Source organism: Streptomyces sp. NPDC002776, assembly GCF_053592195.1.
The window spans coordinates 242,134-263,968 of record NZ_JBSFVG010000010.1; the positions used below are offsets into that span (position 1 = coordinate 242,134).

Annotated in this window: 23 protein-coding genes; 4 read left to right on the plus strand and 19 right to left on the minus strand. The window is 71.4% G+C overall.

Annotated features, from left to right (window positions below; all coding sequences use genetic code 11):
• Positions 1-131: 131 nt before the first annotated feature.
• The 10 genes from ACWD11_RS21720 to ACWD11_RS21765 form a co-directional block, all read right to left on the minus strand.
• Complete coding sequence (locus ACWD11_RS21720) at positions 132-428, minus strand: hypothetical protein (protein WP_451284823.1); 297 nt, start codon at positions 426-428, stop codon at positions 132-134.
• 27 nt (positions 429-455) lie between these two features.
• Positions 456-1,973: an Asp-tRNA(Asn)/Glu-tRNA(Gln) amidotransferase subunit GatB gene (gatB, locus tag ACWD11_RS21725; RefSeq protein ID WP_389415610.1), complete on the minus strand. Its 1,518-nt coding sequence runs from the start codon at positions 1,971-1,973 to the stop codon at positions 456-458.
• A gap of 12 nt (positions 1,974-1,985) precedes the next feature.
• Positions 1,986-2,225: a hypothetical protein gene (locus tag ACWD11_RS21730; protein WP_386504686.1), complete on the minus strand. Its 240-nt coding sequence runs from the start codon at positions 2,223-2,225 to the stop codon at positions 1,986-1,988.
• On the minus strand, positions 2,222-3,715 hold the full coding sequence (gatA, locus tag ACWD11_RS21735; RefSeq protein WP_451284825.1) for an Asp-tRNA(Asn)/Glu-tRNA(Gln) amidotransferase subunit GatA: 1,494 nt from the start codon (positions 3,713-3,715) through the stop codon (positions 2,222-2,224). The genes ACWD11_RS21730 and gatA overlap by 4 nt, the downstream gene beginning before the upstream one ends.
• Before the next feature lie 4 nt (positions 3,716-3,719).
• The gene (gatC, locus tag ACWD11_RS21740; RefSeq protein WP_007384860.1) at positions 3,720-4,016 is read right to left on the minus strand and encodes an Asp-tRNA(Asn)/Glu-tRNA(Gln) amidotransferase subunit GatC; all 297 of its coding nucleotides are present in this window, start codon (positions 4,014-4,016) and stop codon (positions 3,720-3,722) included.
• A gap of 165 nt (positions 4,017-4,181) precedes the next feature.
• Complete coding sequence (locus ACWD11_RS21745; protein WP_451284827.1) at positions 4,182-6,395, minus strand: putative bifunctional diguanylate cyclase/phosphodiesterase; 2,214 nt, start codon at positions 6,393-6,395, stop codon at positions 4,182-4,184.
• Between the two features lie 266 nt (positions 6,396-6,661).
• The gene (gene ligA / locus ACWD11_RS21750) at positions 6,662-8,854 is read right to left on the minus strand and encodes an NAD-dependent DNA ligase LigA (protein ID WP_451284829.1); all 2,193 of its coding nucleotides are present in this window, start codon (positions 8,852-8,854) and stop codon (positions 6,662-6,664) included.
• A gap of 15 nt (positions 8,855-8,869) precedes the next feature.
• Positions 8,870-9,871, minus strand: coding sequence for a methionine synthase (locus tag ACWD11_RS21755; RefSeq protein ID WP_389414820.1), 1,002 nt, complete (start codon positions 9,869-9,871; stop codon positions 8,870-8,872).
• A gap of 85 nt (positions 9,872-9,956) precedes the next feature.
• Positions 9,957-10,655, minus strand: coding sequence for an SDR family oxidoreductase (locus tag ACWD11_RS21760; protein ID WP_451284830.1), 699 nt, complete (start codon positions 10,653-10,655; stop codon positions 9,957-9,959).
• 19 nt (positions 10,656-10,674) lie between these two features.
• Positions 10,675-11,214, minus strand: a complete 540-nt coding sequence (locus ACWD11_RS21765) for an LOG family protein (protein WP_389414822.1) — start codon at positions 11,212-11,214, stop codon at positions 10,675-10,677.
• A 51-nt stretch (positions 11,215-11,265) separates the two neighbouring features.
• On the opposite strand from ACWD11_RS21765, the gene ACWD11_RS21770 reads away from it, so the two are divergent.
• Complete coding sequence (locus tag ACWD11_RS21770; protein ID WP_389414823.1) at positions 11,266-11,589, plus strand: DUF427 domain-containing protein; 324 nt, start codon at positions 11,266-11,268, stop codon at positions 11,587-11,589.
• A 36-nt stretch (positions 11,590-11,625) separates the two neighbouring features.
• A complete protein-coding gene (locus ACWD11_RS21775; RefSeq protein WP_389414824.1) occupies positions 11,626-12,408 on the plus strand; it encodes an alpha/beta fold hydrolase in 783 nt (260 codons plus the stop codon).
• 22 nt (positions 12,409-12,430) lie between these two features.
• Here the strand turns inward: ACWD11_RS21775 and mnmA are convergent, their stop codons facing one another.
• Positions 12,431-13,555, minus strand: a complete 1,125-nt coding sequence (mnmA, locus tag ACWD11_RS21780) for a tRNA 2-thiouridine(34) synthase MnmA (RefSeq protein ID WP_389414825.1) — start codon at positions 13,553-13,555, stop codon at positions 12,431-12,433.
• Between the two features lie 60 nt (positions 13,556-13,615).
• Between mnmA and ACWD11_RS21785 the strand changes: the two genes are divergently transcribed.
• Entirely contained in the window at positions 13,616-14,281 is a 666-nt protein-coding gene (locus tag ACWD11_RS21785) for an N-acetylmuramoyl-L-alanine amidase (RefSeq protein WP_389414826.1), read from the plus strand.
• Positions 14,282-14,366: 85 nt separating this feature from the next.
• On the opposite strand, the gene ACWD11_RS21790 is transcribed toward ACWD11_RS21785, so the two are convergent.
• From ACWD11_RS21790 to ACWD11_RS21800, 3 genes are all read right to left on the minus strand, one after another.
• Positions 14,367-15,530, minus strand: a complete 1,164-nt coding sequence (locus tag ACWD11_RS21790) for a cysteine desulfurase family protein (protein ID WP_451284833.1) — start codon at positions 15,528-15,530, stop codon at positions 14,367-14,369.
• A 72-nt stretch (positions 15,531-15,602) separates the two neighbouring features.
• Positions 15,603-15,869: a DUF4190 domain-containing protein gene (locus ACWD11_RS21795; RefSeq protein WP_451284835.1), complete on the minus strand. Its 267-nt coding sequence runs from the start codon at positions 15,867-15,869 to the stop codon at positions 15,603-15,605.
• Positions 15,870-15,892: 23 nt separating this feature from the next.
• Entirely contained in the window at positions 15,893-16,081 is a 189-nt protein-coding gene (locus ACWD11_RS21800; RefSeq protein ID WP_389415655.1) for a hypothetical protein, read from the minus strand.
• Between the two features lie 95 nt (positions 16,082-16,176).
• On the opposite strand from ACWD11_RS21800, the gene ACWD11_RS21805 reads away from it, so the two are divergent.
• Complete coding sequence (locus ACWD11_RS21805; protein WP_451284837.1) at positions 16,177-16,806, plus strand: TetR family transcriptional regulator; 630 nt, start codon at positions 16,177-16,179, stop codon at positions 16,804-16,806.
• Positions 16,807-16,821: 15 nt separating this feature from the next.
• On the opposite strand, the gene ACWD11_RS21810 is transcribed toward ACWD11_RS21805, so the two are convergent.
• From ACWD11_RS21810 to ACWD11_RS21830, 5 genes are all read right to left on the minus strand, one after another.
• Positions 16,822-17,673: a thioesterase family protein gene (locus tag ACWD11_RS21810; protein WP_451284839.1), complete on the minus strand. Its 852-nt coding sequence runs from the start codon at positions 17,671-17,673 to the stop codon at positions 16,822-16,824.
• A 76-nt stretch (positions 17,674-17,749) separates the two neighbouring features.
• Positions 17,750-18,406 (minus strand): trimeric intracellular cation channel family protein, encoded by a 657-nt coding sequence (locus ACWD11_RS21815; protein WP_389414831.1) that lies wholly within the window; start codon positions 18,404-18,406, stop codon positions 17,750-17,752.
• 71 nt (positions 18,407-18,477) lie between these two features.
• Positions 18,478-19,677 (minus strand): ABC transporter ATP-binding protein, encoded by a 1,200-nt coding sequence (locus tag ACWD11_RS21820; protein WP_389414832.1) that lies wholly within the window; start codon positions 19,675-19,677, stop codon positions 18,478-18,480.
• Entirely contained in the window at positions 19,674-20,771 is a 1,098-nt protein-coding gene (locus ACWD11_RS21825; RefSeq protein ID WP_451284841.1) for an ABC transporter ATP-binding protein, read from the minus strand. Before ACWD11_RS21825 ends, ACWD11_RS21820 begins: the two co-directional genes overlap by 4 nt.
• Positions 20,768-21,775, minus strand: a complete 1,008-nt coding sequence (locus ACWD11_RS21830) for an ABC transporter permease (RefSeq protein WP_451284843.1) — start codon at positions 21,773-21,775, stop codon at positions 20,768-20,770. Before ACWD11_RS21830 ends, ACWD11_RS21825 begins: the two co-directional genes overlap by 4 nt.
• Positions 21,776-21,835: the final 60 nt, after the last annotated feature.

The following is a 21,835-nucleotide window of genomic DNA, read 5'->3' on the forward strand; positions in this document are numbered from 1 at the left end:
ACAACCCGCAAAGAACGCATCAGCAATGCGAGCACCACTCTTACAGCCCAAAGTGATCATTTGATGTGTTCGTGGGCTTATTCACAGGAATGGGAGACGGATCACAGGACAGTAACGGCTGCTGCGCCATGTCAGCCGAACTGATCCCCGAACGCCATCACCGTCACCCCGGCGATCAGCAGCCACAGCGCCCGCCGGGTGCGGCCGCGGGAGCCGAGGAAGGCGGCGAGGCCGCAGACGGCGGCGCCGAGGGCGTAGGCGGCCGGCACGAGCGCCGGGACGGCGCCGGTGGCGCGGAGTGTCGAGGCGGCGAGTCCGGCCAGGGTCAGCAGCACACCTGCAGCGGCCGCCGTCCAGCGGGCCCGGTGCGGTGCGGGGTGCCGGAGGTCTCCGGACGCGCCCAGGGGGATGCATCGGCTGCGATGCATCCCCCTGGGGCTCGGGACAAGGGGCCGTCAGCCCTCGCTGACGCCCAGCTTCTCCAGGATCAGCTCCTTGACGCGCGCCGCGTCGGCCTGACCACGGGTCGCCTTCATGACCGCGCCGACCAGGGCACCGGCCGCGGCCACCTTGCCCCCGCGGATCTTGTCCGCGATGGCCGGGTTGCCGGCGATGGCCTCCTCGACGGCCGTGGTCAGGGCACCCTCGTCGGAGACGACCTTCAGACCGCGCTTGTCGACGACCTCGTCCGGGGTGCCCTCGCCCGCGAGGACGCCCTCGATGACCTGTCGGGCCAGCTTGTCGTTCAGGTCACCCTTGGCGACGAGCTCGGTGACCCGGGCGACCTGCTCCGGGGTGATCGCCAGCTCGTCGAGCGAGGTGCCCGACTCGTTGGCGCTGCGGGCGAGTTCGCCCATCCACCACTTGCGGGCGGAGGCGGCGTCGGCACCGGCGTCGATGGTGGCGACGATCGGGTCCAGCGCACCGGCGTTGAGGATCGACTGCATGTCGGTGGCGGAGATCCCCCACTCCTCACGCAGCCGGTTGCGGCGCACCAGCGGCAGCTCCGGCAGCCCGCCACGGATCTCCTCGACCCACTCACGGGACGGGGCGACCGGCACCAGGTCGGGCTCCGGGAAGTACCGGTAGTCCTCGGCCTCCTCCTTCACGCGGCCCGAGGTCGTCGACCCGGTGTCCTCGTGGAAGTGGCGGGTCTCCTGGATGATCGTGCCGCCGGAGGACAGCACGGCCGCGTGCCGCTGGATCTCGAAGCGGGCCGCACGCTCCACGGACCGCAGCGAGTTGACGTTCTTCGTCTCGGACCGCGTGCCGAACTTCTCGCGGCCGTGCGGGCGCAGCGACAGGTTCACGTCGCAGCGCATCTGGCCCATCTCCATCCGGGCCTCGGAGACACCGAGCGCCCGGATCAGCTCGCGCAGCTCACGGACGTACGCCCGGGCGACCTCGGGAGCGCGCTCGCCCGCACCCTCGATCGGCTTGGTGACGATCTCGATGAGCGGGATGCCGGCGCGGTTGTAGTCCAGCAGCGAGTGCGAGGCGCCGTGGATACGGCCCGTGGCACCGCCGACGTGCGTCGACTTGCCGGTGTCCTCCTCCATGTGGGCGCGCTCGATCTCCACGCGGAAGGTCTCGCCGTCCTCCAGCTGTACGTCGAGGTAGCCGTTGAAGGCGATCGGCTCGTCGTACTGGGAGGTCTGGAAGTTCTTCGGCATGTCCGGATAGAAGTAGTTCTTCCGGGCGAAGCGGCACCACTCGGCGATCTCGCAGTTCAACGCGAGACCGATCTTGATGGCGGACTCGACGCCGGTCGCGTTGACGACCGGGAGGGCGCCGGGCATGCCGAGGCAGACCGGGCAGGTCTGGGTGTTCGGGTCGGCACCGAGCGCGGTCGAACAGCCGCAGAACATCTTGGTCTTGGTGCCGAGTTCGACATGGACCTCGAGGCCCATGACGGGGTCGTACGACGCCAGCGCGTCCTCGTACGACACCAGGTCGGTCGTGGTGGTCACGATGAAACTTCCCTCTCAGCCCAGCAGGACGTCGTCGTCGCCCAGCCGCTTCAGCTCGCGGTAGAGAATGGCCAGGTTGGTGACGACCGCGGCACCGGTCACGACGGCGTCGAGCAGCCGCAGCGTGTCGTTGTCGCCGCGGGCCTTCTTGATCTGCTTGTAGACACCCAGGGCCCCGAAGGCCGACGTGGCCATCGAGATGTACAGACCGGACTTGGAGCTCTTGAAGCCCTTGGCCTTGGACAGTGCGCTCACAGCGACGGAGCCTCCTCGATCAGCGGGTGGCCCCACCTTTCCACGAAGGCTGCCTCGACGGCGGCGCCGACCTTGTAGAGGCGCTCGTCCTTCATGACCGGGGCGATGATCTGCAGTCCGACCGGGAGGTTGTCCTCCGGGGCGAGGCCGCACGGCAGTGACATGGCCGCGTTGCCCGCCAGGTTGGTCGGGATGGTGCACAGGTCGGCGAGGTACATCGCCATCGGGTCGTCGGCGCGCTCGCCGATCGCGAAGGCGGTGGTCGGGGTCGTCGGGGAGACGATCACGTCGACCTGCTCGAACGCCTTGTCGAAGTCCTGCTTGATGAGCGTACGGACCTTCTGGGCGCTGCCGTAGTAGGCGTCGTAGTAGCCGCTCGACAGGGCGTACGTGCCGAGCATGATGCGGCGCTTGACCTCGGGGCCGAAGCCCGCCTCACGGGTGAGGGAGGTGACCTCCTCGGCGGAGTGGGTGCCGTCGTCGCCGCTGCGCAGGCCGTAGCGCAGGCCGTCGAAGCGGGCGAGGTTGGAGGAGCACTCGGAGGGCGCGATCAGGTAGTACGCGGAGAGCGCCAGGTCGAAGGACGGGCAGTCCAGCTCGACGATCTCGGCGCCCAGCTCCTTGAGCAGGGCGACGGACTCGTCGAAGCGCTGGATGACACCGGCCTGGTAGCCCTCGCCGCGGAACTGCTTGACGACGCCGACGCGCATGCCCTCGACGCTGCCGTTGCGGGCGGCCTCGACGACCGGCGGGACCGGGGCGTCGATCGAGGTGGAGTCCATCGGGTCGTGCCCGGCGATGACCTCGTGCAGCAGGGCCGCGTCCAGGACCGTACGGGCGCAGGGGCCGCCCTGGTCGAGGGAGGAGGAGAAGGCGACCATGCCGTAGCGGGAGACCGAGCCGTACGTCGGCTTCACGCCGACCGTGCCGGTGACGGCGGCCGGCTGGCGGATGGAGCCGCCGGTGTCGGTGCCGATGGCGAGCGGGGCCATGTGCGCGGCCAGCGCGGCGGAGGAGCCGCCACCGGAACCGCCGGGGATCTTGGTGAGGTCCCAGGGGTTGCCGGTCGGGCCGTAGGCGCTGTTCTCGGTGGAGGACCCCATGGCGAACTCGTCCATGTTGGTCTTGCCGAGGATGACGACGTCGGCGGCCTTGAGGCGCTGGGTGACGGTGGCGTCGTAGGGCGGGATCCAGCCCTCGAGGATCTTCGAGCCGACGGTCGTCGGGATGCTCTCGGTGGTGAAGATGTCCTTGAGCGCGAGCGGTACGCCGGCCAGCGGGCCGAGCTTCTCGCCGCGCTCCCGCTTCTCGTCGACGGCACGGGCCTGGGCCAGCGCGCCCTCGCGGTCGACGTGCAGGAAGGCGTGCACCTTCTCGTCGACGGCCTCGATGCGTGCGAGGTGGGCCTCGGTGACCTGGACCGCGGTGAGCTCGCCGGAGGCGATCTTCGCGGCCGTCTCGGCGGCCGTGAGCTTGATGATGTCCGTCATGCGATTAGTCCTCCCCCAGGATCTGCGGCACCTTGAAACGCTGCTGCTCCTGGGCCGGGGCGCCGGAGAGCGCCTGCTCGGGGGTGAGCGACGGACGGACCTCGTCCGCCCGCATGACGTTCGTCAGCGGGAGCGGGTGCGAGGTCGGCGGTACGTCTTGGTCGGCGACCTCACTGACGCGGGCCACCGCGCCGATGATGTCGTCCAGCTGTCCCGCGAAGTGCTCGAGCTCTTCGGGCTTCAGCTCCAGACGCGCCAGCCGGGCGAGGTGGGCGACCTCCTCGCGCGTGATGCCAGGCATGCAGCGATCCTCTGGGTGGGAGTGGGTGGTTCGGGCCCAATCCTATGGGGCGGGGACCCGTGCCAGGGAAACGGTTTCGACAGCGCCCGGAAAGGGGCCCGGGGCCGCGTCGATTTCGCGGCTTCGCCGCGTGGGCGCGACCTGCCCCGACGAACCGCGGACGCGCTAATCGGCCGCCGGCAGTGCCGCCCGCGGCCGCTGCCACCCTCGTGACCCCCGGGCCCGCAGCCACGCCGTCGTCTCCTCGGGAGGCATCGCGGCGGCGACCAGCCAGCCCTGTACGGCGTCGCAGCCCAGGTCGCGCAGCCGCTCCCAGGTCTCGTCGTCCTCGACGCCCTCGGCGACGACCAGCAGGCCGAGCGAGTGGGCGAGGTCCACCGTGCAGCGCACGATCGCGGCGTCCTCGGTGTCGATGGCGAGGCGGGCCACGAACGAGCGGTCGATCTTCAGCTCGCTCACCGGGAGCCGCCTGAGGTGCACGAGGGAGGAGTACCCCGTGCCGAAGTCGTCCAGGGACATCTTCACGCCGTGCCCGGTCAGTCCCGCGAGGGTGTCGGCGGCGCGCTGCGGGTCCTCCAGCAGGACGTGCTCGGTGATCTCCAGTTGGAGCGCTCCCGCGGGGACGCCGTGCCGGGCGAGCCGGGCGGCGACCAAGCCGGCGAAGCCCGGGGTGTGGACGTCGCGCGGGGAGACATTGACGGCGACCGGGACGAACAGGCCCTGCGCCCGCCACTTGGCGACCTGTCCGAGCGCCGTGTCCAGCACGTACTCGGTCAGATAGGGCATCAGCCCGGAGGACTCGGCGATGGCTATGAACTCGTCCGGCGGCACCTTCCCGCGCTCCGGGTGCACCCAGCGGACCAGCGCCTCCAGGCCGGCCACCTGGCCGTCGAAGCGGACCTTGGGCTGGTAGTGCAGCTGCACCTCGTGCGCGTCCAGCGCCCGGCGCAGATCGCCGAGGAGTCCGAGCCGGTCGGGGGTGTTGGAGTCCCGCTTGGACTCGTACACCTCCACGCCGGTACGGTCCCGCTTCGCCTGGTACATCGCCACGTCCGCGCGGCGCAGCAGGCCCTCGGCGTCCAGGGCGTGGTCGGGGAAGACGGCGACGCCGGCACTGGCCTCCAGGACCAGGGTGAGGCCGTCCAGGTCGAGCGGGGAGCTGAGGTCGGCGACCAGACTGCGGGCGACCCGGGTCGCGGACGTCGTGGAGTCGGCGACCGGCAGTAAGACGGCGAACTCGTCCCCGCCGAGGCGGGCGGCCTCGGCGCCGCGGGGCAGCGCCAGCCGGAGCCGGTCGGCTATCTGGAGCAGCAGCCGGTCCCCGGCGAGATGACCGAGGGTGTCATTGACCGAGCGGAAGCGGTCCAGGTCGATAAGCATCAGTGCGGACTTGGCGTCGATCCGCTCGGCGTCGTCGAGCGCGGTCCAGATCCGCTCCAGCAGCCACTGCCGGTTGGGCAGTCCGGTCAGCGGGTCGCGCAGTTGCTCCTCGGCGCGCGCCCGGGCTATCCACAGGGTGGAGTCGAGGGCGATCAGCGGGATGGCGAACAGCGGCAGCAGGACCGGCTTGGCCATGGCGACGACGCAGACCAGCGGGGCGATCCCGAGCAGGGCGACCGCGACCAGACCTTGTCTGACCAGGGCGGTGCGGGCGACGGTGGGCACTCCTGCGGTGCGCGGGGCGTGGAGGTACCACAGCAGGGTGCGGCTGACCGCGAGGTAGGCGACGGCGACCAGCACCACCTCGGGGGCGGTGTAGAAGGTCCAGGTGTCCGGGTTCCAGGGGTTCTCGACGGACGGCACCCGGCCGAACGCGGCGAGCACCAGGGCCCCGGCGGCGATGCCGAGGATGTCCACCGAGCCGTGCAGGACACCCTGCCGCCAGCGGTGGCGGCGGGCTGTGCCGACCAGCACGACGACGGTGAGGCTGACCATGCCGGCGGGCAGCCAGCCGAAGAGCATCAGGACGGCGAGGGTGAGGGCGGCGCCGGAGCCGGTGCCGCCCCACCAGCGGGCCCGGCCGAGGGCGACGAGGTGGCCGACGATGATGCCGGTGAGCAGCGCCAGCGACCAGCCGACGGTGCCGGACGGGAAGAGGGCGTGGCCGCCGGTGAAGGCGCGGTAGAACCCGGCGCCGAGCACGAAGCCCGCCGCCGCCACGACGCCCGCGGGCAGCGCGGGCCACGACAGGTGCCGTTCGGTCTCGCTCTCCGGCACACCCGGGACGCGCTCGACGGTGAGCTGGGCGGCGCCGAGGCCGGCCGCCCCGGTGAGCGGTACCGCGCCGGGCCGCCCGGACCAGCGGCTCGCGCGCCAGGGGCCGGTGACCCGGCGCAGGCGCAGCCGTGAATCCGGGGCGGCGCTCTCGGTCGGTTCCATTCCCGTCCCTCTCACAGCCGGCGGTGCCCACGCCACGCGGCCCGTGGCCCGACGACCGGGCGGCACCGCGTTGGAAAACCCTTCCCCGGCTCATCATGAGCAAGGGAATGCCCCGACCGCAGCTGGGCACGGCAGGCGCACATCTCAACAGTAGGCCGCAGAGGGCTTCCACGGGCAGCGGTCGTCGACGGTTGCCCGAATGCGCCCCGGCCACCCGTATGCATCTGATATGCGCCGATCGGGTGGCCTTCAACCGCTGCCGCCGCCTACTCCTCGGTGGGAAGCGCGACGCCGGCCGCCGCCTCGGGACCCTGTTCCAGCAGGACGTCGAAGCCGTCCTCGTTCAGAACAGGCACCTTGAGCTGCATCGCCTTGTCATATTTCGAACCGGGATTCTCCCCCACCACCACGAAGGACGTCTTCTTCGAGACCGAACCGGTCACTTTCGCTCCACGGGTCTGCAGCGCCTCCTTGGCGCCGTCCCGGGTGAAGCGCTCCAGGGTGCCGGTCACGACCACGGTGAGCCCTTCGAGCGGGCGCGGGCCCTGGTCCTCGCCGGAGCCCTCCTCCTCCATGCGGACACCGGCCGCACGCCACTTGCGGAGGATCTCCTGGTGCCACTCCTCGGCGAACCACTCCTTGAGGGAGGCGGCGATGATCGCGCCGACGCCGTCGGTGGCCGCCAGTTCCTCCTCGCTCGCCTGCTCGATCCGCTCGATCGAGCGGAACTCACGGGCCAGCGCCTCGGCGGCGACCGGGCCCACATGACGGATCGACAAGCCCGTGAGGACCCGGGCGAGCGGGCGCTCCTTGGCCGCCTGGATGTTCTCCAGCATGGCAAGCGCGTTCTTCTTGGCCTCGCCCTGCTGGTTGGCGAAGACCCGGGCGACCTTCTCCTCGCCGGTCTTCGGGTCCCGCTTGGGCAGGCCGCTGTCCTGGTCGAGGACGTACGCCTTGATGGGCAGCAGCCGCTCGATGGTGAGGTCGAACAGATCGCCCTCGTCGGCCAGCGGCGGGTCCTCGGGCTCCAGCGGCTTGGTGAGGGCGGCCGCGGCGACGTACCCGAAGTGCTCGATGTCCAGCGACTTGCGGCCCGCGAGGTAGAACAGGCGCTCGCGCAGCTGGGCCGGGCAGGTGCGCGCGTTCGGGCAGCGCAGGTCGACGTCGCCCTCCTTCATGGGCCGCAGCGCCGTGCCGCACTCGGGGCACTCGCTCGGCATCACGAACTCGCGCTCGCTGCCGTCGCGCAGGTCGACGACCGGGCCGAGGATCTCCGGGATGACGTCACCGGCCTTGCGCAGCACCACGGTGTCGCCGATGAGCACGCCCTTGGCCTTGACCACGTCCTGGTTGTGCAGGGTGGCGAACTCGACCTCCGAGCCGGCCACCGTCACCGGCTCGACCTGGGCGTACGGCGTGATCCGGCCCGTACGGCCGACGCCGACCCGGATGTTGACCAGCTTGGTGTTGACCTCCTCCGGCGCGTACTTGTACGCGATGGCCCAGCGCGGCGCGCGCGAGGTGGAGCCGAGGCGGCCCTGGAGCGGGATCTCGTCGAGCTTGACGACGACTCCGTCGATCTCATGCTCGACCGAGTGCCGGTGCTCGCCGAAGTGGGCGATGAACTCCCGGACGCCGTCGAGGTCGCCGACCACCTTGTTGTGCCGGGAGGTGGGCAGTCCCCACCTCTTGAGCAGGTCGTACGCCTGGGAGAGGCGGGTGAGGCCGTCGCCGCCCTCCAGGGCGCCGATGCCGTGGACGACCATGTGCAGCGGGCGGGTGGCGGTGACGCGCGGGTCCTTCTGGCGCAGCGAACCGGCGGCGGCGTTGCGCGGGTTGGCGAAGGGCTTGTCGCCGGCCTCCACCAGACGGGCGTTGAGCTCCTCGAACTTCTCCATCGGGAAGTAGACCTCGCCGCGGATCTCCACGAGGTCCGGGACGCTGTCCCCGGTCAGCCGGTCCGGGATCTCCGCGATCGTCCGGACATTGGGAGTGATGTCCTCGCCCGTGCGGCCGTCGCCCCGGGTCGCCGCGCGGGTGAGCCGGCCGTGCTCGTAGGTCAGGTTCACGGCGAGGCCGTCGACCTTCAGCTCGCACAGGAAGTGGTACGCGGAGGTGCCGACGTCCTTGTGGACGCGCTCGGCCCAGGCGGCGAGCTCCAGGTCGTCGAAGGCGTTGTCCAGGGAGAGCATGCGCTGCCGGTGCTGGACGGCGGTGAAATCCGTCGCGTACGCCCCCGCCACCTTCTGGGTCGGTGAGTCGGGGGTGCGCAGCTCCGGATACTCCTCCTCCAGTGCCTCCAGCGAGCGCAGGAGCTTGTCGAACTCCGCGTCGCTGACGACGGGGGCGTCCTTCACGTAGTACCGGAAGCGGTGCTCCTCGATCTGCTCAGCGAGCTTGGCGTGCTGTTCCCGCGCCTCGGCGGGCACCGTCGTCTCCGCTTGCTTGTCGCCGGCCACCGTGTTGTCCTCCCGTTACTCTGGGTTGTCCGCGAGGGATCTCGCCGCCCGGACGCAGTGGGCGAGGGCCTTGCGGGCGTACTCGGGGGATGCGCCCGCGAGTCCGCACGCCGGGGTGATCGTGACGGACTCCGCGAGGAGCCCCGGCCGCAGCCCCAGCCTGCGCCACAGCGTCCTGACACCCATGACGCTACCGGCAGGGTCTGACAACGGGCCGTCCGTGCCCGGGACGACACCGGCGAACAGCCGGGTGCCCGCCTCCACCGCCTCCCCGATCGTGTCGTCGTCACGCTCGGTGAGGAGCGCGGCGTCGAAGGACACCGCCGCGGCGCCCGCCCGGCGCAGCAGGGCGAACGGGACGTCGGGTGCGCACGAGTGGACCACGACGGGTCCGCCGGCGTGCACCCCGACGGTCTCGCGCAGCGCGGCCTCGACGATCTGCCGGTCCACGGCACGGTGGGTCCGGTACCCGCTGGCGGTCCTGACGTGCCCGCGCAGGACCGCCGTGAGGGAGGGTTCGTCGAGCTGGAGGACGATCTGGGCGCCGGGGATGCGGCGTTGCACCTCCGCGAGATGGAGGCGCAGTCCCTCGGTGAGGGAGGCGGTGAGGTCGCGGCAGGCGCCGGGGTCGGAGAGGACCGACTCGCCGTTCCTGAGCTCCAGCGCGGCGGCGAGGGTCCAGGGCCCGACGGCCTGCACCTTGACCTGCCCCTCGTACCCCTGGGTGAACTCCTCCAGGGCGTCGAGGTCTTCGACGAGCCAGGACCGGGCGCGCCGGGTGTCCCTGCCGGGCCGGTCCCCGAGGCGCCATCCACTGGGCTCCACGCGCGCGTACAGCTCGACGAGCAGGCCCGCGGTACGGCCGATCATGTCGGCGCCGGGGCCGCGGGCGGGCAGTTCGGCGAGGTGCGGGAAGTCCTCGAAGGACCCGATGACCGTCTTGGCGGCCTCCCGGGCGTCGCCGCCGGGCAGGGAGCCGACGCCGGTGGCGGGGGCGAAGCTGAAGTGTGCGTTCACGGAGGGAAGCCTACGTAGGAGGTGGCGGCGGGGGCACCGCCGCGTACCCCGGCCCGCTTCGCCCCCGCCGGGGCCGCCCGGTGGGTCAGCGGCCGGGGCGGACCGTCACGTCGTTGATCTCCGCGTCCCTGGGCAGGTCCAGGGCCGTCAGGATCGTCGTCGCCACCGACTCCGGGTCGATCCACTGCGACCCGTCGTACTCCTTGCCCTCCTGCTGGTGGACCTTCGCCTGCATCGGGCTGGCCGTGCGGCCGGGGTAGACCGACGTGACGCGGACGCCGTTCGCGTGTTCCTCGTGCCGCAGCGCGTCCGCCAGCGCCTTCAGACCGTGCTTGGAGGCGGCGTAGGCGGACCAGTCGGCGTGTGCGTTCAGGCCCGCGCCGGAGTTCACGAACACCACGTGGCCCCGCGTGGTCCGCAGCTGCGGCAGGAAGTGCCGGGTCAGTTCCGCGGGTGCGATGAGGTTGACGTTCAGCTGGTGGCGCCAGGACTTGGGGGTCAGGTCGCCCACCCGGCCCAGGTCCACCACGCCCGCGATGTGCAGCAGCGAGTCCACCCGGTCCGGGAGCGACTGGTGCGAGAAGGCCCAGGACAGCTTGTCGGGGTCGGCGAGATCGCCCACCAGCGTCCTCGCCCCGGGGAACCGGGCCGCCAGTTCCTTCGCCCGCCCCGCGTCACGCGCGTGCAGCACGAGGTCGTCCCCGCGCGCGTGCAGCCGGCGCGCCACGGCCGCGCCGATGCCGGAACCGGACCCGGTGATCACATGAGTAGCCATGCCGGTCATGGTCGCACCCCCGGGGCCGTCACTCGATGCCCTGGCTCTCCTCCAGATAGGCCAGCGCCCCCACCGGCTCCTCCGCGAAGAACACCAGGTCGGTCAGCGGCCGGGGCAGGAAGCCCTCGTCCTCCATGCGCCGGAACTGCTCCTTGAGGCCGTCGTAGAAGCCCGCCGTGTTCAGCAACACCACCGGCTTGTCCGTGTGCCCGTGCTTCTTCAGCTCCAGGATCTCCGTGGCCTCGTCCAGCGTGCCCGTCCCACCGACCATGATCACCACGGCGTCGGCGTTCTCCAGCAGCAGCTTCTTGCGCTCGGCCAGATCCTTGGCGACGACCATCTCGTCGGCGCCCGCGCGGGCCCTGGCGGACAGGAACTCCACCGAGACGCCGAGCAGCCGCCCGCCCGCCTCCTGCACGCCGTCCGCGACCACCTTCATCAGGCCGACGTCGGAGCCGCCCCACACGAGCGTGTGACCGCCCTTGCCCAGCAGGTTCGCGAACTCCCGCGCGGGGCGGGTGTAGCGCTCGTCGAGATCGGCCGCGGAGAGGAAGACGCAGATTCGCATGCGATCACCGTACGCGGGAAGAACCGGCGCCCCGCGCGCGCTGCACCAACCATGGCTGATGGACACACGATCACGATCGAGCAGGGCACGCGGCGCGTGCGGGTCGTCCACGACGGCGAGGTCCTCGCGGAGAGCGACCGGCCGCTCGTGCTGCGGGAGACCGGCTGTCCCGCGCGCTACTACCTGCCCGCCGAGGACGTCCGGACGGACCTGCTGACGCCCTCCGACACGCACACGTACTGCCCGTTCAAGGGCACGGCCTCCTACTGGTCGCTGCCGGGCGCACCCGACCGGGTGTGGTCGTATCCGGACCCCAAGCCGGACGTCGCCCGGATCAAGGACCACCTGTGCTTCTACGACGTTGAAGTGTTGTGAGCGATTAGCCGGGTGCTCGATGGCAACCTGTCGGGCATGGCACACGAGACCATTTCGCGCGACGGCACCTCCCTCGCGTACGAGAGCACCGGTGACGGCCCGGTCGTCGTCCTCGTCAGCGGCGCGATGTCCACGGGCGCCACGCTCGCGCCGCTGGCCGGGTCCCTCGCGGAGCACGGGCTCACCGCGGTCACGTACGACCGCCGGGGCCGTGGCGCGAGCGGTGACACGCCGCCGTACGACGTGGCCCGCGAGGTGGAGGATCTCGCGGTGCTGATCGAGGCGGTGGGCGGCGAGGCGGCGCTGTGCGGGGTCTCCTCGGGCGGCGCGCTGGCGCTGGAGGCGGCGGCGAGCGGGCTGCCGGTGCGTCAGGTGGCCGTGTACGAGACGCCGTTCACCGTGTACGAGGGTGGCACCGCGGAATGGGCCGCGTACACCGAGCGCCTGACCGAGGCGCTCGGCGAGGACCGGCGCGGGGACGCGGTCGAGCTGTTCCTGCGGCTCACGGGGCTCGCCGAGGCGATGATCCAGGGCGCCCGCCAGTCCCCCATGTGGGCCGGCATGGAGGCCATCGCGCCGAGCCTCGCGTACGACGCCGCGGTGCTCCGGGACGGCGATGTGCCGCGCGAGCGGCTGACCGGGATCGAGGTACCGGTGCTGGCGGTCGCGGGCGGCGAGAGCCCCGGCTGGATGCGGGAGGCCGCGCAGGCGGTCGCCGAGGCGGCCCCGCGGGGCGCGTACCGCTCCCTGCCGGGCCAGACCCACATGGTGGAGCCCCAGGTCCTCGGACCGGTCCTGGCCGAGTTCTTCGCCGCCTAGGCAGTCCCGTCCGCAGGACCGGTCAGGCCACGTCCGCCGTCGCGCGCGTGGTCGTCGAGATCGTCGCCGAACCGACCACGCGCGTGCCGTCGTACAGGACGATCGCCTGGCCGGGGGCCACACCGCGGACCGGTTCGGTGAACGTGACCTCCAGGGTGCCGTCGATCAGTTCGGCGGTGACCTCGGTCTCGCCGCCATGGGCGCGCAGCTGGGCGGTGTAGGTGCCGGGCCCGGTAGGGGCGGCGCCGCACCAGCGGGGCCGGATCGCGCGCAGGGCGATGACGTCGAGGGCTGCGGCCGGGCCGACCGTGACCGTGTTGTCGACCGGGGAGATGTCGAGGACGTAGCGCGGCTTGCCGTCGGCGGCCGGGGTGCCGATGCGCAGGCCCTTGCGCTGGCCGATGGTGAAGCCGTACGCGCCCTCGTGGGTGCCGAGCTTGGTGCCGGACTCGTCGACGATGTCGCCCTCGGCCTTGCCGAGCCGCTTCGCCAGGAAGCCCTGGGTGTCGCCGTCGGCGATGAAGCAGATGTCGTGCGAGTCGGGCTTCTTGGCGACCGCGAGCCCCCGGCGCTCCGCCTCCGCGCGGATCTCGTCCTTGGTGGTCACCGTGTCGCCGAGCGGGAAGAGCGCGTGGGCGAGCTGCTTGTCGTCCAGGACGCCGAGGACGTACGACTGGTCCTTGGCCATGTCGGAGGCGCGGTGCAGCTCGCGGCTGCCGTCCTCGCCCACGATCACCTGGGCGTAGTGGCCGGTGCAGACCGCGTCGAAGCCGAGGGCCAGCGCCTTGTCGAGCAGCGCCGCGAACTTGATCTTCTCGTTGCAGCGCAGGCAGGGGTTCGGGGTGCGGCCCGCCTCGTACTCGGCGACGAAGTCCTCGACCACGTCCTCGCGGAAGCGGTCGGCGAGGTCCCACACGTAGAAGGGGATGCCGATGACGTCCGCGGCGCGCCGGGCGTCGCGCGAGTCCTCGATGGTGCAACAGCCACGCGCGCCCGTGCGGAACGACTGGGGGTTCGCGGAGAGCGCGAGGTGGACGCCGGTCACGTCGTGGCCGGCTTCCGCGGCACGGGCGGCGGCTACGGCGGAGTCCACGCCTCCGGACATGGCGGCGAGGACGCGAAGGGGGCGCTGCGGGGTGTCAGTCATAACTCTTCAAGAGTAAGGGGCCGCGGGAACCGGAGCCCACGAGTATCCGTTGACGATCACATGGGGGCGAGGAAGGCATCCAAGGACACGGACCGGCGCATCGGCCGGCGGGCGCTGCTGATCGGCGGCGCCGCGGCGGCCGCGGGCACCGCCGTGCTGGCGCGCGACGAGCTGGGGCGGCTGTGGTGGCGCATGCCCGGCGTGGAGAAGCCGCGCGAGGAGGGGGAGGTCGACTTCGCGGGCGCGCGCTGGGTGGCGGCGTCGGACGCGAACTGGCGGCGCGCGGACCGGCCTGACGACTACGGCGTCGACATGGTGGTCATCCATGTCACCCAGGGCAGCTTCGACAGCGCGGTGCGGGTGTTCCAGGATCCGGAGCACGGCGCGGCCTCGCACTACATCGTGCGCAAGGACGGTCACGTCACGCAGATGATCCGCGAGCTCGACGTGGCGTTCCACGCGGGCAACCGCGACTACAACGAACGCAGTGTCGGCATCGAGCACGAAGGGTTCGTGGACCGGCCCGAGGGTTTCACGGACGAGATGTACGCGGCCTCGGCGCGGCTCACCGCCCGCATATGCGCGCGTTACGACATCCCCGTGGACCGCGAGCACATCATCGGCCACGTCGAGGTACCGGGCACGGACCACACCGACCCGGGCGAGCACTGGGACTGGAAGCGGTACATGACACTCGTGCGCAGGGCGCGGACCGCCGTGGCGTGACCCGGCGGTCGGGCCGGGACCCGGATGCCGCGGCGGCGGGCAGGGCGAAAGCCTGGGGCGCGAGGTGCACGCCCGGAGGGGGCCGCTACGTCAGCCCCGCCGCGCGGGCCCGCTCCACCGCAGGGCCGATCGCCCGGGCGACGGCGTCGACGTCGGCGTCGGTGGAGGTGTGGCCGAGGGAGAAGCGGAGGGTGCCGCGGGCCAGGTCCGGGTCGGTGCCGGTGGCCAGCAGGACGTGGCTGGGCTGGGCGACGCCCGCGGTGCAGGCGGAGCCGGTGGAGCACTCGATGCCCTGGGCGTCGAGCAGGAGCAGCAGGGAGTCACCCTCGCAGCCGGGGAACATGAAGTGGGCGTTGGCCGGGAGGCGGTCCACCGGGTCGCCGCCGAGGATGGCGTCCGGGACGGCCGTGCGGACCGCGGCGATCAGGTCGTCGCGCAGGCCGCCGATCTCCTGGGCGAACCACTCGTGCTGCTCGGCGGCCAGCCGGCCGGCGACCGCGAAGGAGGCGATGGCCGGGACGTCGAGGGTGCCGGAGCGGACCTGGCGCTCCTGGCCGCCGCCGTGCAGGACCGGGACGGGGGCCTGGTCCCGGCCGAGGATCAGCGCGCCGATGCCGTAGGGGCCGCCGATCTTGTGGCCGGAGACGGTCATCGCGGCGAGGCCGGAGGCGGCGAAGTCCACCGGGAGCTGGCCGACGGCCTGGACGGCGTCGGCGTGCAGGGGGATGCCGAACTCGGCCGCGGCCTGGGCGAGTTCGCGGACCGGCAGGATGGTGCCGATCTCGTTGTTCGCCCACATGACGGTGGCCAGGGCCACGTCGTCGGGGTTGCGGGCGATGGCCTCGCGCAGCGCCTCGGGGTGGACCCGGCCGTGCTCGTCCACCGGGAGGTACTCGACGGTGGCGCCCTCGTGCTCGCCGAGCCAGTGGACCGCGTCCAGGACGGCGTGGTGCTCGACGGGCGACGCGAGGACCCGGGTGCGGGCCGGGTCGGCGTCGCGGCGGGCCCAGTACAGGCCCTTGACCGCGAGGTTGTCGGCCTCGGTGCCGCCGGAGGTGAAGACGACCTCGCTGGGACGGGCGCCGAGCGCTTCCGCGAGGGTCTCGCGGGCTTCCTCGACCGTACGGCGGGCGCGGCGGCCGGCTGCGTGCAGGGAGGAGGCGTTGCCGGTGACGCCCAGCTGGGCGGTGAGTGCCTCAGCCGCCTCCGGGAGCATCGGAGTCGTCGCGGCGTGGTCGAGGTAAGCCATGGTGCAGCGATTCTACGGGCCCGGTCGGCGGCCGTAGGCGCGGGTGCGGGCGCGGTGCCGGGCGACGGCCTGTCAGAAGCTCCAGGACAGTGTGCCGTCCGCCTGCATGAAGGCCAGCAGGACCAGCAGGTCCGCCACTCCCAGGCCGAGGCCCAGGTAGGCGCGGCCCCGGCGCTGGGTGCCTCGGGACAAGGCGACCGCGGCGAGGGTGATCGCGATCGGGCCCAGGAAGACGTTGAGGACCAGGAGGCCCACCAGGCCGAGGATGAAGGACGCCACGGCCATGCCGTCGGTGTCCCGGGCGATGCGGCGGTCGGTCGTCGGGGCGGTGAGCTGCATGACGGATCAACTCCCTGTGCGGGTCAGTGGCGGCGGGCGTGGCGCTCGCGGAGCGCGAAGACGGACAGCCACACGGCGATCACCGCGGCGGCGACGACGGTGAAGCCGAGCGGTGCGTGGGCGACGGTGCCCAGCACGACGCCCAGCAGCAGGAGCGCGGCGACGAGGAACAGCATGGGATGGGATCCCCCTCCGAGATGCGTCTCGTACATGGGTGAACAGTTGTAGGTACAGCTGTTCACTGACTTCCCAGTCTAGCGCGCCTTATGACTTTTCAATTCGGGAGAACAGTTGTTAACTGCATGGCATGAGTCACACCCTCGGCATCCGGCAGGCCCAGAAGCAGAAGACCCGACAGGCGCTCCTGGACGCCGCGTTGGGGCTGCTGGAGGAGCAGAGCCTGAGCAGTCTGGGCCTGCGCGAGGTCACCCGTGCCGTCGGCGTGGCCCCCACCGCCTTCTACCGGCACTTCCGCTCCACCGCGGATCTCGGCGTCGCCCTCGTCGAGGAGGCGCTCGGCAGTCTGCACCCGATGATCCGCACCACCGTCTCCGCGGACGGCGACCCCGACGAACGCATAGCGCGCGCCGTGGAGTTGATCGCCGGTCATGTCACCGCGCACCCGGCGCACGTCCGCTTCATCGCCCGTGAGCGGCACGGCGGTGTGCAGCCCGTGCGGGAGGCCATCCAGCAGCAACTCGCCCGGTTCGGCGAGGAGGTGCAGCACGAGCTCGCCAAGGACCCGATGTCCGGGGGCTGGAGCGACGACGACCTGCTGATGCTGGCCAACCTCTATGTCGACCAGATGCTCATGGTGGCCTCCCTCTTCCTCGACACGCTGGAGGAAGGGGCCGAGGAGAAGCAGGCGCAGGTCGTCCAGGTCGCCACCCGCCGGATGCGGCTGATCAGCATCGGCCGCCGGCACTGGCTGGACTGAGGCCCGCTTCCCCGGTCAGCCGAGACGGACCCGGGCCAGCTGCCGCGACTGGGCCACCAGACGGTCCTCGCTGTCCCACACCTCCGCGTCCTCCTCCAGGAAGCCGCCCGCCAGGTTGCGCGTGGTGATCCCCACCCGCAGCGGGCCCGGGGCCGGGCGGCAGCGGACGTGGACCGTCAGTTCCACCGTCGGGACCCAGCCCTTGATGCCGAGCTCGAAGGCGGTCGGCGGCAGCGCGTCCACCGCCAGCAGCAGGGAGAGCGGGTCCGCGTCGCGGCCGTCGGCCAGGCCGAGCCAGGCGCGCATCTCGCCCTTGCCGGAGGGGGCGCCGAGGGCCCAGCCCAGGGTGGCGGGGTCCAGCTTGATCATCAGGCGGTGGGTGATGGCGGAGCTGCCGGGGACCGGGGCGGGGCCGTCCTGGGGGCCGAAGCACTGGTCCATCGGCGGGATCGCGGGCGGCTTCGCCGTCGTACGGACGTCGTCAGGGAGGGCGTCGAGGTCGCCGTAGGAAGCGAGGACGCGGATGCGTTCGACCTCGCGGCCCTGGTCGTCGTACTGGAAGAGCGAGGCCTGGCCGGTCGACAGGGTGCGGCCGGTGCGGACCACCGAGGTGCGCACGACGGCCGGGCCGGGCTGGGACGCGGTCAGGTAGTGCGCCGAGATCGTGAACGGGTCGGCGTGCGGCAGGGCGTCGGAGAGCGCGCGGCCGAGGACGGCCAGCAGATAGCCGCCGTTGACGGCGCTGATGATGGTCCAGCCGGCGGAGAGGTCGATGTCATAGACGCCGGGCTCCCGCCGGGTGAGCGCGGTGTCGCGGTCGAACTCGCTGTCGCCGATCGTGGCCTGCGTGGACGCTGCTTCTGGCATGGGTGAACGGTACAACAGGCGACTACTAAGCGGTAGCTTTCCTCGTCGTTCCCGGCACCGGCCCGCACCTCGGCGCCTACTCCTCCCGTACCGTCGAGCGCCGGTTCCAGGCCCGCGGGGCCCGCCAGTGGTAGCGCATCGCGAGCAGCCGCAGGACGAACGCGGTGACCGCCGCGAGCCCGCCGGTGACGGGGCCGAGGGCGTCGTAGCGGATGCACAGGGCGACCATCGTGGCGCCGACCATCGCCGGCACCGCGTACAGGTCACGGTCCCAGCGCAGCAGGGAGGGGACCTCGTTGGCGAGCACGTCCCGCAGGACGCCGCCACCGACCGCGGTGGCCAGGCCCAGGGCGGCGGAGGCGGTGAGGCCCAGGCCGTGGTCGTACGCCTTCGTCGTGCCGGTGACGCAGAACAGGCCGAGGCCGGCCGCGTCGAAGACGTTCACGCCGCTCTGGATGCGCTCCACGTGCGGATGCAGGAAGACCACCAGGAGAGCGGCGAGCAGCGGGGTCAGGAAGTACCCCAGGTCCGTGAAGGCGGCGGGCGGCACCGAGCCGATGACCAGGTCCCGGAAGAGTCCGCCGCCCAGCGCGGTGACCTCGGCGAGGACGGCGATGCCGAAGACGTCGAAGTTCTTGCGGACCGCCAGCAGGGCGCCCGAGATGGCGAAGACGAAGATGCCGATCAGGTCGAGCGTGTGCTGGACGGAGGGGGTGAAGAGTTGCTGGAGCACCCTGCCATTCTTACCCGACGACGAGCCCCCGCCTTTCATTGCAAGGCGGGGGCTCGGTCGGGCGTGGGGCACTAGTCCTTCTTGCCGGGGGTTTCCTCTTCCGTGGCGGCGACCTCCGCGGCCACCGCCGCCGAGGTCTCCGCCGATTCCGCCAGCACCTCGTCGGACACCAGCTCCGCCGCCTCCTTCGCGGCGGTCAGCAGGACCGTGTCCTGCGGGGCCTGGTCCTCGAAGTTCTCCGGGTGGTGGCAGGCGACCCGCTGGCCGGGGCGCAGCTCCAGCAGCGGCGGCTCGGTCGTCTTGCAGATCTCCGTCGCCTTCCAGCACCGCGTGTGGAAGCGGCAGCCGCTGGGCGGCGCGATCGGTGAGGGCACATCGCCGCGGAGCAGGATGCGGTCGCTCTTGGTGCCCCGGCGCTTGGGGTCCGGCACCGGCACGGCCGACATCAGGGCCTTGGTGTACGGGTGCATGGGGGACTCGTACAGCGCGGTGCGGTCGGCGAGCTCGACGATCTTGCCGAGGTACATCACCGCGATCCGGTCCGAGACATGGCGGACGACGGACAGGTCGTGCGCGATGATCACGTACGTCAGGCCGAGCTCCTGCTGGAGGTCGTCCATCAGGTTCACGACCTGCGCCTGGATCGACACGTCGAGAGCGGAGACCGGCTCGTCCGCCACGACCAGCTTCGGCTTCAGCGCCAGCGCCCGCGCGATGCCGATGCGCTGACGCTGACCGCCGGAGAACTCGTGCGGATAGCGGTTGTAGTGCTCGGGGCTGAGGCCGACCAGCTCCAGCAGCCGCTGGACCTCCTTCTTCACCCCGCCCTCGGGCTCGACGCCCTGGAGCCGGAAGGGCGCCGAGACGATCGAGCCGATGGTGTGCCGCGGGTTCAGGGAGCCGTACGGGTCCTGGAAGATCATCTGGATGTCCCGCCGCAGCGGGCGCATCCCGGCCGTGCTCAGCCGCGTGATGTCCTTGCCCTCGAAGTGGATCGAGCCGCCCGTCGGGTCCTGGAGCCGGGTGATGACCCGCCCCATGGTCGACTTGCCGCAGCCCGACTCGCCGACCACGCCCAGGGTCTCGCCCTTGCGCACCTCGAAGTCGATGCCGTCGACCGCCTTCACCGCGCCGACCTGGCGCTGGAGCACGCCCTTGCGGATCGGGAAGTGCTTCTGCAGGCCCTCGACCTTCAGCAGCACCTCGCGCTCCTCCGCGGGGGCCGACGCCTGCGCCGGGACGGTCACGTCCGATTTCTTGGTTTCACTCACAGCTTCGGCGCAATCTCTTCGGTCCAGATCCGCGTGCGGTCCTCGGGCGAGAGGTGGCAGGCGGAGAAGTGTCCGGTGCCGACCTGCGACAGCTCGGGGCGCACGGTGCGGGTGACATCGCCCTTGGGGACGTCCGCGTACGGGCAGCGGGGGTGGAACGCGCAGCCCGAGGGGATGTTGATCAGGCTCGGCGGCTGGCCCTTGACCGGGATGAGCCGGTCCGAGGTCTCCCGGTCGATGCGGGGCATCGAGCCGAGCAGACCCCAGGTGTACGGGTGCTGCGGCCGCTCGAAGATGTCGTCGACCGGACCGCGCTCCACGCACCGGCCGCCGTACATCACCAGCACGTCGTCGGCGATCTCGGCGACCACTCCGAGGTCGTGGGTGATGAGGACGACCGCCGAGCCGAACTCCTTCTGCAGATCCCGGATCAGGTCGAGGATCTGCGCCTGCACGGTGACGTCCAGGGCGGTGGTCGGCTCGTCCGCGATGAGCAGCTCGGGGTTGTTCACCAGCGCCATGGCGATCATCGCGCGCTGGCGCATACCGCCGGAGAACTCGTGCGGGTAGCCGTCGACGCGCTTGGCGGGCTCGGGGATGCCGACCCGGTCGAGCATCTCGATGGCCCGGTTGCGCGCCACCTTCTTGCTGACGTCGTGGTGGACGCGGTACGCCTCCACGATCTGGTTGCCGATCGTGTAGTACGGGTGCATCGCGGACAGCGGGTCCTGGAAGATCATCGCCATCTCGCGGCCGCGCAGCCGGCGCACCTCGTCCGGGTCGGCGGAGACCAGTTCCTTGCCGTCCAGCCAGATCTCGCCGGACATCCTGACGTTCTTGCCGCGTGCGCCGAGGCGGTGCAGGCCCATGATCGCCAGCGAGGTGACCGACTTGCCCGAGCCGGACTCGCCCACGATGGAGAGGGTCTTGCCCTTCTCCAGCTTGAAGCTGAGCCCGTCGACGGACTTGACCATGCCGTCGTCGGTCGGGAAGTGCACCTTGAGGTCACGGACTTCGAGGAACGCGGTGGGCGTGTCGGAGGGCGCCTTGACGGGCTCCCCCACTGCGGCACCGGTCTTGGAGAGTTCGGTCACGAGAGCCTCACCCGCGGGTCGGCGGCGGCGTACAACAGGTCCACCAGGAAGTTTGCGATCACGACGAAGAAGGCGGCGAGCAGGGTCACGCCGAGGATCGGGGGCAGGTCGTTGTCCCGGATGGACTGCACCGCGTACTCACCGATGCCGTGCAGGGAGAAGACCGTCTCGGTGATCACCGCGCCACCGAGCAGCAGTCCGAGGTCCATGCCGAAGACGGTGATGATCGGGGTCAGCGCGGCCCGCAGCCCGTGCTTGACCACGACCTTCCGCTCGCGCAGGCCCTTGGCGCGCGCCGTGCGGATGAAGTCCTCGTTCATCGTCTCCAGCATGCCGGAGCGGGTGAGCCGGGCATAGATGGCCGAGTAGAGCAGGGCGAGCGAACACCACGCAGGGAAGAGCGTGTTGGCCCACTGCGAGGGGTTCTCGGTGAAGGGGACGTACTCGCGGCCGAAGATCGGCCACTGGTAGGTGAAGAGGAAGATCGCGAGCTGGCCCGTGAAGAACATGGGCAGGGAGACACCGGCGAGGGCGATGCCCATGAACGTCCGGTCGGCGAACGACCGCGGCTTGAGCGCGGAGATCACACCGGCCGTGACGCCGCCCAGCAGCCACATGACGGCGGCACCGGCGGCCAGGGACAGCGTCACCGGCAGACGGTCGGTCAGGTGCGGCCAGACAGCCTCGTGGGTCTTGAAGGAGTAGCCGAAGCAGGGGGCGTTGCACTGCGCCGTGGTGGGGCCGAGGTCATAGGTGGCGCCGGAGACGATCCCCTTGATGAAATCCCAGTACTGGACGTACACGGGCTGGTCGAGACCGAGGTTCTGCTTGACCGCTTCGATGTCGGCCTTCGAGGGGCTCTTCCCGATGTACTGCTGGGCCAGCTGGTCGGCCGTCTGGCCGGCGAGCCGGGGCAGCAGGAAGAAGATCGCGAAGGTGACCGCGGTGACGACCAGCAGCAGGATCACCGCTGCGATCATCCGGCGGAGGATATACGAGATCACGGGGATCGGCGCTGATGCCCGCGGGCCGCGAAGCCCGCGGGCATCAATGCCTTCACCTGC